This is a genomic window from Lysinibacillus sp. NPDC097279, assembly GCF_044761745.1.
GTDB lineage: Bacteria > Bacillota > Bacilli > Bacillales_A > Planococcaceae > Lysinibacillus.
This window is the reverse complement of record NZ_JBIWDA010000002.1, coordinates 170,548-184,886: the sequence shown is the minus strand read 5'-3', so window position 1 is coordinate 184,886 and position 14,339 is coordinate 170,548. Positions and strand designations below refer to the sequence as shown.

The 14,339-nt window shown below is 39.2% G+C and carries 12 protein-coding genes; all 12 read right to left on the bottom strand.

What is annotated here, in order from left to right; all coding sequences use genetic code 11:
- Positions 1-17: 17 nt before the first annotated feature.
- The 12 genes from opp4B (ACIQ1H_RS10980) to ACIQ1H_RS10925 all read right to left on the bottom strand — a co-directional run bounded on the left by opp4B (ACIQ1H_RS10980) (position 18) and on the right by ACIQ1H_RS10925 (position 14,339).
- Entirely contained in the window at positions 18-980 is a 963-nt protein-coding gene (gene opp4B, locus ACIQ1H_RS10980) for an oligopeptide ABC transporter permease (protein WP_402888779.1), read from the bottom strand.
- A gap of 1 nt (position 981) precedes the next feature.
- The gene (locus ACIQ1H_RS10975; protein WP_402888778.1) at positions 982-1,929 is read right to left on the bottom strand and encodes an ATP-binding cassette domain-containing protein; all 948 of its coding nucleotides are present in this window, start codon (positions 1,927-1,929) and stop codon (positions 982-984) included.
- Positions 1,926-2,936 (bottom strand): ABC transporter ATP-binding protein, encoded by a 1,011-nt coding sequence (locus ACIQ1H_RS10970; RefSeq protein ID WP_402888776.1) that lies wholly within the window; start codon positions 2,934-2,936, stop codon positions 1,926-1,928. Before ACIQ1H_RS10970 ends, ACIQ1H_RS10975 begins: the two co-directional genes overlap by 4 nt.
- Positions 2,937-4,826: 1,890 nt before the next feature.
- Complete coding sequence (gene opp4C / locus ACIQ1H_RS10965; protein WP_173477826.1) at positions 4,827-5,735, bottom strand: oligopeptide ABC transporter permease; 909 nt, start codon at positions 5,733-5,735, stop codon at positions 4,827-4,829.
- A gap of 13 nt (positions 5,736-5,748) precedes the next feature.
- Entirely contained in the window at positions 5,749-6,714 is a 966-nt protein-coding gene (opp4B, locus tag ACIQ1H_RS10960) for an oligopeptide ABC transporter permease (RefSeq protein WP_173477827.1), read from the bottom strand.
- Positions 6,715-6,808: 94 nt separating this feature from the next.
- Entirely contained in the window at positions 6,809-8,542 is a 1,734-nt protein-coding gene (opp4A, locus tag ACIQ1H_RS10955) for an oligopeptide ABC transporter substrate-binding protein (protein WP_337981932.1), read from the bottom strand.
- 61 nt (positions 8,543-8,603) lie between these two features.
- Entirely contained in the window at positions 8,604-9,593 is a 990-nt protein-coding gene (locus ACIQ1H_RS10950; protein ID WP_402888774.1) for an ABC transporter ATP-binding protein, read from the bottom strand.
- 9 nt (positions 9,594-9,602) lie between these two features.
- On the bottom strand, positions 9,603-10,601 hold the full coding sequence (locus ACIQ1H_RS10945) for an ABC transporter ATP-binding protein (RefSeq protein ID WP_402888773.1): 999 nt from the start codon (positions 10,599-10,601) through the stop codon (positions 9,603-9,605).
- A 720-nt stretch (positions 10,602-11,321) separates the two neighbouring features.
- Positions 11,322-11,951 (bottom strand): orotate phosphoribosyltransferase, encoded by a 630-nt coding sequence (pyrE, locus tag ACIQ1H_RS10940; RefSeq protein WP_139860207.1) that lies wholly within the window; start codon positions 11,949-11,951, stop codon positions 11,322-11,324.
- Complete coding sequence (pyrF, locus tag ACIQ1H_RS10935; protein ID WP_402888771.1) at positions 11,948-12,658, bottom strand: orotidine-5'-phosphate decarboxylase; 711 nt, start codon at positions 12,656-12,658, stop codon at positions 11,948-11,950. Before pyrF ends, pyrE begins: the two co-directional genes overlap by 4 nt.
- Positions 12,658-13,569, bottom strand: coding sequence for a dihydroorotate dehydrogenase (locus ACIQ1H_RS10930; protein ID WP_139860211.1), 912 nt, complete (start codon positions 13,567-13,569; stop codon positions 12,658-12,660). Before ACIQ1H_RS10930 ends, pyrF begins: the two co-directional genes overlap by 1 nt.
- Entirely contained in the window at positions 13,566-14,339 is a 774-nt protein-coding gene (locus ACIQ1H_RS10925; RefSeq protein WP_402888769.1) for a dihydroorotate dehydrogenase electron transfer subunit, read from the bottom strand. Before ACIQ1H_RS10925 ends, ACIQ1H_RS10930 begins: the two co-directional genes overlap by 4 nt.

Below are 14,339 nucleotides of genomic sequence, written 5' to 3'. Positions count from 1 at the left end.
ACACATTATGTTAGTCGTTAGTCTATACGGATACGAGGATCCACAATGCTCATAATAATGTCCGACAGCAGACTACCTAATAATGCTAAGAAACCATAGAGCATGATGAGTGCAGTAATGACACTATAGTCGCGACTCGTTATTGAACTAATAAACAATTCCCCCATACCTGGGTAGCCATAAATAGTTTCTATGAAAATCGAGCCACCTAATAAACCTGTTATTGTAAACCCTAAAAACGCTGCAATAGGAAGAACTGAATTACGGAAAATATGTCGCGCATATATTCTACGGATTGGAATGCCTTTACTTCGAGCTGTTTTTACATAATCTTGTGTTTTAGCATCAATAATTTCCGAGCGTAAATATTGGATAATCCCTGTAGTACCTAAAATAGCTGCCGTCATAGCAGGCAATAGCAAGTGATATATTTTATTCCAAAAATAAGCCATCGTTCCTGATTCAAGTCCAACATCAACGGTTCCACTCGTTGGGAACCACATTAAGCGATAACCAAAAACGAACAAGAAAACGAGAGATAATACAAAAGTGGGAATTGCGAAGCTTATAAAACTGTATAGGATAATCGATTTATCTAAAAATGTATCTTGTTTACGTCCTGCAAGCATTCCCAATGGTATGGCGAGCAAGTAGACTAGTATGACACTAAGTAATGAAAGCCAAAATGTATTAAGTGCACGCTCACCAATAAGAGTGGACACCGCAATTTTATATGTATAGCTTTGTCCAAAATCACCTTGAAAGGCATTCGTAATCCAGTGATAATATTGAACATACCAAGGATCATAGAAGCCCGCTTGTATGCGGAGTTCCTCAATCCTCGAAGGATCTGTCTCTGGTGTAATTAATCCTGTAAAAGGATCGCCAGGCATTTGTTTTGCCAATATAAATATAATTAAACTTAATATAAACATTTGGGGAATCATTACAATAGTGCGTCTCACAACAGTTTTCCACATTTTAAAATCCCTCCTGCTCAATGTCAGAAATCGCTACTTTATGAGTCTCTGAAATGGATTTTAAAGGGTATACTTTACCATTTTCATCATAATAATGATGATGATCTGTGCGATATTTCTCTTCGACTTTTTGCCGAACTTCCTTGCGTGCCATCCTCGTTTCAGGCTCAATATGTGGAATAGCTGACAATAGGCGATTTGTATAAATATGCTGTGGATTTATGTAAATATCCTGACGGGTACCCGTTTCAACAAAGCGCCCTTTGTACATGATTGCAATGTAATCACACATATGTTTTACAACCCCAAGGTCATGAGAAATAAACAAGTAACTTAGCCCATATTCTTGCTGAATATCTTTCATAAAATTTAGCACTTGTGCCTGAACTGATAAATCAAGTGAGGATACAGGCTCATCAGCAATAATCAATTTCGGATTACAAGCAACTGCCCGTGCGATTCCAAGGCGTTGCTTTTGCCCTCCAGAAAATTCATGGGGATACTTTAACAGAACGTCCTCTGACATACCGACAATGGCAAGTAACGCTTTAATGCGCTTGCGTTCCTCCTGATCACTAAGCTTCAAAAAATTACGCATCGGCTCTGCCAGAATATCTAGTACACGCTTTCTTGGATTCATACTTGAGTGAGCGTCTTGGAAAATCATTTGAATATCTCTGTTATATGCCGAATTGCGTTTACGTCGTTTATTGGTAACATCGTGCCCTTCATAAATGATTTGGCCAGACGTTACCTTTTCGAGACCAATGATTGCTTTACCTGTAGTTGATTTACCAGAACCTGATTCACCGACTAAACCATATGTTTTTCCTTTTTCAAATGCCATCGTCACACCGTCAACCGCATACACTTTATCAATGACGGTATTAAAAAAGCCACCTCGTATTGAATAATGGACGTTTAAATCTTTAATGAGCATAAATGTCATACTGTTCCACCCCCTAGTTCCCCTTTAAAACGAAAGTGTTTCCAGCAAGTGCAGCGAACAAAATGCCCAGGTGCAATTTCATGTAATTGAGGGGCACTTTCATGTGCTGATTCATCAATCCACGGTATGCGGGCTGAGAAACGACAGCCTTCACGTGGCAAATTCATGAGCGAAGGCACCATGCCGTGTATTACCTCCAGTCGTTCGTTTTCCTCATGTGTTTGCGGAATGGAATTTAATAAGGAACGGGTATATGGATGTTTGGCATCATTAAACAATACTTGGACGGGCGCCTCTTCAATAACTTGTCCTGCATACATAACAGCTACACGGTCTGCAATTTCTGCAACAACGCCCAAGTCATGTGTAATTAAAATAATGCCCGCTTGTGTCTCATCTTGCAGCGTTTTTAAAAGGTCTAGAATCTGTGCTTGAATCGTTACATCTAAAGCTGTAGTCGGTTCATCAGCAATAATAATGGCTGGTTTACTGGATAGCGCTATCGCAATCATGACACGTTGGCGCATACCACCTGATAATTGATGCGGGAATTGTCTAGCAACCCGTTTAGGATGAGCAATCCCTACTTGCTCAAGCAATTCTAAAACACGTGCTTCACGTTGCTTTTTATTTAGTGTCGTGTGATAAATAAGACCTTCCGCAATTTGTTCATGAATGCGCATTAATGGATTTAAAGCCGAAAGAGGATCTTGAAATATAAAGCCAATATCATTGCCTCTTAATTGGTTGTATTGTACTTCACTTAACTTTGTTAAATTTTGTTGATTGTAAAGTATTTCCCCAGTCACTTTTGTATTCCCATCATTATGTAAGCCAACAATAGTTGTGGCTAACGTACTCTTCCCACAGCCCGACTCTCCTACTATCGCTAAAATCTCATTTTTTCTTAGTGAGAGCGAGACATCTTCTACTGCTGCGTGGTATGTGTCTTTAATACGAAAACTCGTTGTTAAATTGTTAATTGTTAATAAGTTATTTGTACACAAACAATCTCCCTCCAACATTCAGTTTTCTGCTAAATGTATTTATCTTTATTTTAAAATTATAATTCCGTTGAATGAACACCTCCCCATTAACACTTACATTATAGATAGAATTATCTGATAATTGATTATAACGCTATTTTAGCTAGTATTTATATGCAAAATCAAGCGTTTTTTTCAAATTATTATCATAAAAAATGGTGTTTCTACCTACTTTTTATCTAGTTTAACTTAATGTTTCATCTACTAATTTTTATAATTTGTTATACAAATAAAATAAGTGAGTTAATGCCCAATAATTATTTTAAAATAAAATAAAAAAGAGGTTATTAACTTCACATTCAACTTTTTTCAATAATTAATAATAAAATTTGCTCGTAAATAAATTTTATTTATATGTTTTTATTTAAGTATTTCTGCACTGCTAAATGCTTTATTTTCATAACCTCTTATTACTTTAAAAAAATTTTGTTTCTACCATTAATTTATATTTATTTTTTTATTTTCCACACATTAATTAGTTTTTTTATTAGCAACCTTTTACATAAAAATAGTTAGTTTCTACGCTTCAAATTCTGCTTCCATGTACAATTTTGATATTTCTTTCTACATGGCTTGGCAGAACAGTTTTATTTCTTTTTTCACAAGGATTACTGCATCGTTTCGGGGAATCACACTCTCGCTCCGCGGAATTACACTCTCGCTCCGTGGTATCAACCCTCGCTTCGCGGAATTACTCTCTCGCTCCGCGGTATCAACCCTCACTCCGCGGTATCACTCTCTCGCTTCGCGGTATCAACCCTTGCTCCGCGGAATCACATCCTCGCTCCGCGGAATTACTCCCTCGCTTCGCGGAATCACACTCTCGCTCCGCGGAATCACACTCTCGCTCCGCGGAATTACTCTCTCGCTCCGCGGTATCAACCCTCGCTTCGCGGAATTACACCCTTGCTTCGCGGAATTACACTCTCGCTCCGCGGAATCACATCCTCGCTCCGCGGAATTACTCCCTCGCTTCGCGGAATTACTCCCTCGCTCAGCGGAATTACACCCTCGCTTGCGGTCCTCGCTTCGCGGAATTTCTCCCTCGCTTCGCGGAATCAACCTCTTGCTTCGCGGTTATCACTCCCTCGCTTCGCGAAATTACTCCCTCGTTCCGCGGAATCACTCCCTCGCTCCGCGGAATTACACCTCGCTTCGCGGAATCACTCCCTCGCTCCGCGGAATCACATCCTCGCTCCGCGGAATTACACCCTCGCTTCGCGGAATCAACCTCTTGCTCCGCGGAATCAGCCCCTCGCTCCGCGGAATCAGCCCCTCGCTCCGCGGAATCAGCCCCTCGCTCCGCGGAATCAACCCTCGCTTCGCGGTATCAACCTCTTGCTCCGCGGAATCAGCTCCTCGCTCCACGGTATCAACCCTCGCTCCGCGGAATTACACTCTCGCTTCGCGGAATTACACCCTCGTTCCGCGGAATCACTCCCTCGCTTCGCGGAATTACTCCCTCGCTCCGCGGAATCACTCCCTCGCTCCGCGGTATCACACTCTCGCTCCGCGGAATCACACCCTCGCTTCGCTGAATCACACCCTCGCTCCGCGGAATCAGCTCCTCGCTCCGCGGAATCACTCCCTCGCTTCGCGGAATCAAGCTCTTGCTCCGCGGAATTAATCCCTCACTCCGCGGAATTACACCCTCGATTCGCGGAATCAACCTCTTGCTCCGCGGAATCAGCCCCTCGCTTCGCGGTATCAACCCTCGCTCCGCGGAATCAGCACTCACCCCATAAAATCAGCCCTCGCTCCGCTAGCAGAATCACCATCACTCCACACCAACAGCAAATGGCACCTATCAAAGTTAAATTGACTTTGATAGGTGCCATTTATTTACCAACATTATCTTCTTGATTTTGGATTCATTGCATCTTTTAGTCCTTCTCCGATAAAGTTAATCGATAAAATGACTAATGTAATGGCTGTTGCTGGTGGAATCCAGATCCAAATTTTATCTCTTAGCACGTCTGAGTTTCTAGCCTCGGCTAGCATATTTCCCCAACTTGGTGTATCTGCTGGCACACCGAAGTTTAAGAAGCTTAACGCCGACTCTATTACAATTGTTACCGCCATTAATAATGTAGCTTGTACAATGATTGTAGACGCAACGTTCGGTAATAAATGTTTCATAATGATTTTCGATGATTTACAGCCGATTGACTGTGCAGCTAAAATGTACTCATTTTCTTTTTCTGCAAGAATTCGACTTCGTACAACGCGGGCAACACTACCCCAGCTTAATACGGAAATGACAATGATTAACGTCCATAAGCCTGATACTTTACCAACTAAAATCGTATTTAGCACGATAACAAAAACTAGTAATGGGAACATTAATACAAAGTCCGTGAAACGCATTAAAATTTGATCGATTTTGCCCCCAAAATAACCTGAAATAGACCCGATAGTTGTCCCAATTAAAACAATGAAAAACATACAACCTATACCAACCGTTAAAGAAGATTTACCTGCATAGAGCATTCGTGTAAATACATCACGGCCATTTGTATCGGTTCCAAGCCAATTCTCACTTGAAGGTGGTTGGCTAATTTTCATAAAGTCTACACGCACGATATCTTTTGTCGTAATATATGGTGCTAAAAACGATAGAATAATAACGATTAGTAAAAAAATAAGGCTTATCATAGCTAATTTATTTTTAACGAACTTTCTTCTCGCTATCACCCATGGAGAGGGGCTTTTATTCGGTGTTTTTGATGCAGACGCTTCTTGTTTTGTTATAATCTCCACATTTTTCCCCTCCCTAATCTAGTCTAATTCGCGGATCTACTATACCATACAATAAATCGGCTACTAAATTCCCAAAAAGTGTTAAGAACGAAAGTAACATAGTTATCGACATCATGACCGCATAATCTCTTCTACCAACGGAATCTAAAAATAGTGCGCCTATTCCGGGATAAGTAAAGATGGTTTCTGTTATTACTGCACCGCTTATTAATGTCGCGATGTCAAAACCAAGAAAAGTAATAATCGGAATAATCGAATTTCTTAAAATATGCTTGTTGTAAATTTTTGATTCCTTTGTTCCTTTTGCTCTCGCTGTACGTACGAAATCTTTTCTACTGTTTTCGATAATATCGTTTCGTAAAAATTGCGTATAGGATGCCGTTCCCATTAATCCTAAAACAAGTGCTGGTAATAATACGTGATGGACCCTACTTAAATAATAAGCAAACGTTCCTTCTTGAAGCCCTACGCCAACTGAGCCGTTGAATGGGAACCACCCTAGTTGGAAAGAGAACACATAAATGGCTACAATACCAGCGACAAACGAGGGAATCGCTAAAGCCAAATAATTGTATGAAGCTATTAAATTATCACCAAGTGTATAAGGTTTTCTCCCTGCATACATGCCCATGAAAAAAGCAAATATATACGTAAAAATTAAAGAGGTTACTGCTAAAAATAATGTATTCGGAATTCGTTGTGCAATAACATCTACTGCAGGTTTTTTATAAACTGTTGATTTGCCAAAATCCCCTTGTACAAAATTAGACATCCATCTTCCATATTGCACGATAATTGGATCATTATAGCCTAACTTCTCTCTCATTTCCTCGATGTATTGTGGGTTTGTATTTGAAGGATCAATTTCTCCCGCAAATGGATCTCCTGGCATCATTTTTGCTAAGAAGAACACAACTAACGAAATAAGGAGTAACAATGGAATCATGCCGAGTAATCTTCGAAGTGTGTATTGAAGCATGTGACGTCCCCTTATCAATTAAAATTTACTACTATCAGGCTCCTTAAAAGAGCCCAATAGTAGTAGGTTTCTCAGCCTTTTTTAGGCATTAAATTTACTCGACAATATGCCATTTATAAACGTCTGTTTGGAAACCAACAGCGTTAATATGAACACCTTGTAGTCGGTTGTTAATACCATATAAATCTAGGTTTTCCCATAATGGAAGTGCTGGTAATTCTTCGTTGAAGTATTTTTGCCAATCAACATAAACTTTTTTACGGTAGTCTTTATCAAATGCCGCTTCGCTTAACGCTTCTTTTAATAATTTGTCGTTTTGCTCATCTACATAACGACCGTAGTTCCATTCTGCATCATTTGCCCATAAACCAGATGGATCTGGATCAGAACCCATGCTCCAAGAACCGAAGAATGCCTCTAATGCTGCATCATCATTATCTTTCATTTCATTGTACAAGTTAAACTCTACTAAGCTACCTGTTGCTAATTCCGTTTTTACACCAATATCATTCCAAGATTGGATGATTGCTTGTGAACGACCTTCAAATGCTGCTGGACCTGCATAGTGTCCAAATGAAATTTTAAATGGTTGGCCTTGAGGATCTTCAACAAATCCATCGCCATCTTTATCCACATAGCCTGCTGTTTTTAACAGTTCTTTTGCTTTATCTACGTTAAAGTCATATGCATTTAAATCTGAAGCATCTGCAGCAGTCCAGAAAGTAACTGGAATAACTGTATTCGCAACTTCAGCTTTTCCTTCTAAGAAAGCATCGATCATTGCTGGACGGTTAAGAGCATATAATAGTGCCTGACGTAATTCTTTTGAATTGAATTTATCAAAATCTGCTACATTTTTAAGAGTAGCTTGATCACGATGACCAAAACGAAGCCCGATATAAGAATAGCTTACACCAGTCGTTTCTTCGATACGTACATTGCTTAATGCTGAAAGCTCTTTCACAGATTGTGGTCTAATATCCATGATGTCGATTTCTCCGTTTTGGAACGCACCCGCAGCTAATGATGGGTCAATAACTTTTACAATAATACCATCAAGCGCTGGTTTCCCTTTCCAGTAATCATCAAAACGCTCTAATTCAGAATACTCGCCGTCCACAACTTTTTTCACTTTAAACGGCCCGTTTCCTACAGGTGTTTCACGCACTTGTTTTGATTCACTTAAATCTTTAACTGCAATGCCTTCATAATGTTTCTTTGGCATTGGATATTGCCAAATACTCTCTAGATTATTAATTTTTACTTCTTTAAATGTCACTTTAATTGTATAAGGATCAACAACTTCAATTCCTGAAATTGTATCAGCTTTTCCTGCTTTTTTATCTTCTGCCCCTTTTACACCTTCAACATAATTAAAACGAGGACCATCATAATCAGGGTCTGCTAACGTTTCTAATGCAAATACCCAGTCTTCCCCTGTTAATTCATCACCATTGTGCCATTTTACGCCCTTTTCAAAGTTGAATGTATACGTTAATTTATCTTCACTAATATCCCACTTTGCAAGGTTTGGTATATATTCTAACTCATCATTTACATCATAAACGCCATCCATCATGAAGTTTTGAATATATGCATCCACAATACTTCCCGCGAATGCAGGGTCAAATACGCCCTCTGGCGCTTGGTCTGTACCGAATGTTACAACGCCACCTTCTTTAGCATCAGTCGTTGTTGTAACTGGTGTTTCCGTATCCTTTCCTGTATCTTTGTCGTCCGTTTTCGATGAATCATTATTACATGCTGCTAGGAACAATGCCATGACGAGCATAAGTAAAAGTGACCATAATGTTTTAGTCTTTTTCATTTTTTTCCCCCCGATAATTTTTTATTTTGAAAAGCATTTTATCCTTTTTTTTCTTGCCAGCTTAATATAAATGGCAAGCAACTTTGTGATCTGGCTTCACCTCCTTTAATACAGGTTTTGTTAAGGAACATTCCATCATGGCCTTTGGGCATCTTGGATGGAATGGGCATCCTTGCGGAGGATTAGCTGGGCTCGGTACATCGCCCTGTAAAACAATGCGATTGCTTTTTTTCCGAGGATCTGGCACGGGTATTGCTGAAATGAGCGCTTGAGTATATGGATGCAACGGTTCATCATAAATGCTTTCCTTGTTCGCAATTTCAACAATATTGCCTAAATACATCACGCCTATGCGGTCACTCATATGTTTAACAACGCTTAAGTCATGGGCAATAAATAAAAACGTTAAATCAAACTCATCCTGCAACTCTTTTAGTAGATTCAATACTTGAGATTGTACGGAAACGTCTAAGGCAGAAACTGGTTCATCGGCAATTATTAGCTTTGGCTTAAGTGCTAATGCTCTTGCAATACCAATTCGTTGACGTTGACCACCAGAAAATTCATGTGCATATTTATAATACGCGTCCTTCGGCAACCCTACTTTTCTTAATAATTCGATGACTTCCTCTTTTAAAGAATCCAACGATTTGTTGTGGAAATTCATAATAGGCTCAGCTACGATACTGCCAACCATTTGCATTGGATTTAATGAAGCATACGGATCTTGGAAAACCATTTGGATATCTTTTCTTATTTCTCTTAATGATTTGCCTTGTAATGTCGTAATATCCTGACCATTAAACACGATTTGTCCTTCTGTTGAATCTAACAATCTAATAATCGTTCGGCCAGTTGTTGATTTTCCGCAGCCAGACTCACCAACTAACCCTAATGTTTCACCATTTTTAATAGAAAACGAAATATTATCTACAGCTTTCACGTGTCCGACTGTTTTTTTGAGAAATCCACCTTTAATCGGGTAATAGGTTTTTAAGTTGTTCACTTCAAGCAAAGTTTCTTTAGGTTGTTTGATTGTCGTATCAGTCATGTTGTTACCTCACACCTTCTCTAGGATAGAACCTTCATATAGTAAGCACGAAACCTCATGACCCTCGCCAATATGGACAAGCTGAGGCGTTACCGTACTACACTCTGGTTTCACTGACGGGCATCTATCGGCAAATCGACAGCCGACTGTCGGCATATTTTTTAACGATGGCACAATACCTTGAATTGTTGTTAGCTCACTAACCTCAATATCAATACGTGGAATGGATGCCATTAATAGCTTTGTATAAGGATGCTTCGGCTTATAAAAAAGATTGTCCACACTCGTACGCTCTACAATTTTTCCAGCATACATAATGATGACTTCATCACACATTTCTGCCACTACACCTAAATCATGCGTAATCAAAATAATAGACATATCATTTTCCGCTTGAATTTTTCTTAGCAGTTCAAGTATTTGGGCTTGTACAGTTACATCTAACGCAGTAGTAGGTTCATCAGCAATTAAAAGCTTTGGATGACAAGCGATGGCAATGGCAATCATGACCCTTTGTCGCATCCCACCTGATAGTTGATGTGGATATTCATCGACAATTTTATCTGGTCTTGGTATGCCTACACTTTTTAATAATTCAATTGATTGCTTTCTTGCTTCTGTTTTCGAGATTGGTAGATGGTTTAATAAAATCTCCTCAATCTGATTGCCAATTGTAAATACAGGGTTTAAAGATGTCATAGGCTCTTGGAAGATCATACTAATATCTTTGCCTCGTATTTTATTCATCTCATCACTTTTGTAGCCTTCAATATTTTTGCCTTGAAACTTTATTTCTCCTCCAGTAACTTTGCCAATCCCTTGAGGAAGTAATTGCATGATTGATAGTGACATCACACTTTTCCCACAACCAGATTCCCCTACAATACCTACAATTTGGCCTGGCTTAACGGTAAACGAAACGTTATCAACCGCGTGATATATATCTCCGTCTATATCAAAACCAGTTTTAAGGTTTTTCACTTCAAGCATTAAATTCATTTCACTCATCACACCTTTTTGTATTTTTTCTAAATAGAAATATGTAGTAATAACTTACGATGACAAACTTTTCTGATTCAATATTCAGAAAAAAGATTCAAAAATTGATTAAACTTATTTCAATATTATTTCTACTCAAATTTTTAATAGTTTTTATCTTATTCAATTAAAAAACATATTAATAAATTTTTTACAGAAGAAACAAAAAAGCATCTAACTATATACTTATGGAATTATCTGAAAATTATTCATATTGCTATTTTATATAGAAATAATGCATTTAATCAAGAGTTTTTTTACAACACTCATAATGTTATATACATAATAAACCATACAACTATTACAAAAAATTATATATTTTTTCTATTCTTTATAAACATATATTTGCTTGCCTTCTTATTTTTTCTATTATCCATCATTTATTTATTATTTAGATATAATAATAATCTATGCTCTATTTCATGCTCTCTCTCCTCAAATCATTCTTTTATTTGGTAAACTTGAATATTTTAGGAACAAATCTATAATTCTGTTTATTTGAAATATTCAATTATTATCTTTATATAGTTTTTCGGTTTAAAGTATTAACAACAAAAAGCACTTTTTGCTACAGTAAAAAACTATTTTTTTATTAATTTTTCAAAACGTACATCTTCATAAAAAAAACGATCATCGGCTAATCTAACCGTGATCGTTTTTTAAAAGTTCTTCTTATTATTCTATTTAACCTTATAGTTCGCCAGCTTTCAGTTTTGCATGCCAATCTTTTAAAAATGGAATATCTTCCTCTTTAATAGCACCTGATTCGTTCGCTGCTTCAATTAAATAATCAAAGTTTGTTAAAGATACATATTGGATGCCAGCTTCTTCAAATGCTTGCTCAGCACGTGGTAAATTATATGTGTAGACACATACGACACCTAGTACTTCACAACCTGCTGCACGTAAAGCTTCTACTGCTGTAATAGAGGAACCACCTGTTGACACAATATCTTCTACTACAACGACTTTTTGGCCCGCTGCGTATTTTCCTTCAATTTGATTGCCACGGCCATGCTCTTTTGCCTTTGAACGGACGTACACCATAGGTAAGTCTAAAATGTCACTTACCCACGCAGCATGTGGAATACCTGCTGTAGCAGTACCCGCTACGATTTCTGTAGCCTCAAAATTTTCTTTAATGATTTTTGCTAAGCCGTTTGCCAATTGCTTACGGATCACTGGATCTGAAATAGTTAAGCGAGTATCACAGTATATCGGTGATTGAATGCCCGATGCCCATGTGAAAAGATCTGTTGGATTTAATTCTACTGCGCCTACCTTTAGCATAGCGTGTGCGATTTCGTTTTGTAATGTCATTTTGTTGCCTCCCATAATTCACTTACGATTTTATATGCTGCCACTGGATCTTGGGCACCTGTAACGGCACGCCCAACTACGATTAACGAGGATCCATCACGTTTTGCGCCATCTGGCGTAGCGATACGTTTTTGATCGTGTGCGTCACCACCAGCTAAACGAATACCTGGTGTGACACGTAAGAAGTCCTCACCGCACACTTCGGCGATTGCCTGTGCTTCATGAACCGAGCAGACAACACCATTTAAGCCTGCTTGTTTTGTTAAGCTAGCATAATGTAATACAGATTCTTGTAATGTTAATGCAATTTTTTGCTCTGTTTGCATTTGCGCTTCAGTAGTAGATGTTAATTGAGTCACAGCAATTAACGCTGCACGCGCTCGACCCGCTGGTGTACCCGCTTCTAGGCCTTCGAGTGCTGCTTCCATCATTGGGCGACCGCCTGCTGCATGTACATTGACTAAATCTACCCCTAATTTTGCTAAACCTTTCATCGCTGAGCCAACAGTATTTGGAATATCATGTAGCTTTAAATCTAGGAAAATATCGTGACCTAAATCCTTCACTTTACGTACAATATCAGGACCTTCCTGCATATAAAGCTCCATACCAATTTTTACGAAAAGAGGCTCTTGAAAATGTGCTAAAAACTTGAAAACTTCCGCCTCACCTGGGAAATCAAGTGCTAGTATTGGTTTTGTATTCATTAACGATGGCTCCTTCCGATTATGTCCGTAATATGCTCTACGCCTAATGCGTCAAGCTTTGCTGGTAACTCCTCAATGATGTTCGGGCAAACGAAATGGTCTACAAAATTGGCTGTCCCAACTGCGACTGCTGATGCACCTGCTGACATAAAGTCAATAACATCTTGCGCTTCGCTCACTCCGCCCATTCCAATAATCGGAATATTAACGGCTTTATATACCTCATATACCATACGAATGGCAACTGGTTTTACTGCTGGGCCAGATAAGCCTCCTGTACCATTTGCAATAACTGGTTTACCTGTACGCTCATGTAAACGCATGCCGATTAAAGTGTTAATCATCGTAATACCATCCGCTCCACCTGCTTCCACTGCTTGAGCGATTTCTACGATATTCGTTACGTTTGGTGATAATTTTACGTAAACAGGTACTTCTGAAACAGCTTTGACTGCCGCAACGAGCTCTCGTGCTGTTGCTGGGTCTGTACCGAATTGAATACCCCCACATTTTACATTCGGGCAAGAAATATTCAGTTCTAGCGCTTTTACATTCGGTGCTGCAGAGATGCGACGTGCAACTTCCACATAATCTGCTGTTTCAGTTCCAGCTACATTGGCGATGATTGGCACATCATAGCCTTCTAAAAACTTTAATTCTTCATTCATTACTTTTTCAATACCAGGATTTTGTAAGCCAATGGCATTTAGCATCCCTGCTGCTGTTTCCGCTACACGTGGTGTTGGATTGCCAGGTCTTGTTTCCACTGTTGTTGCTTTAATCATAATAGCGCCAAGCTTCGATAAATCGTATAGCTGTGCATATTCACGACCAAAGCCGAAGCAGCCTGAAGCTGGCATAATTGGATTTTTTAAATTTAAGCCAGGTATTTGGATATTTAAACGACTCATAATGCCACCGTACCTTTCGGGAATACTGGACCGTCAGAGCATACTTTGACATAGTCTTTTTCAATTTGATCTGTTGTCTTGCATACACATGCGAAGCAAGCCCCAATGCCACAACCCATGCGCTCTTCAAAAGATAAGTACCCTTCTTTTTCTGGGTAGAAGCCTTCTAACGCTTTTAGCATTGGTAGAGGGCCACAAGAATAGAACACATCAAACTCGGGTGCACGCGTTTCTAACACGTTTGTTACAAAGCCCTTCGTTCCTTTCGATCCATCTACTGTTACGTAATGCGTTTCACCAAGTGCATTAAACTGCTCCTCATAGAAGCAAACATCTTCTGATTGGAAGCCTAATACATGGATTGTTTTCACACCACGCGCACGAAGCTGTTTGGAAAGTTCATGTAAAGGTGGTACACCGATGCCGCCACCAACTAACAATGCAGTCCCACCTGCCTTTACAGCGTCGACTGGGAAGCCATTACCAATTGGGCCAAGGACATTTACTAACTGCCCTTCACGATTTGTTGCTAATACTTGCGTTCCTCGACCTTCCGCACGGTAAATCATTGTAAATTTACTGTTGTCTTTATCTATGTTTGCTATACTGATTGGTCGACGTAAAAGCGGCTCCAATGAATCTGACACCTTTACATGGACAAACTGGCCAGGAGTCATATCCTGAACCAGTTCACCACGAAGTGTCAATTCGAAAATGTTTGTCGCAATTTGCTTTTGAGAGACGACCGTCATTTTCTCTTGACGAATCAT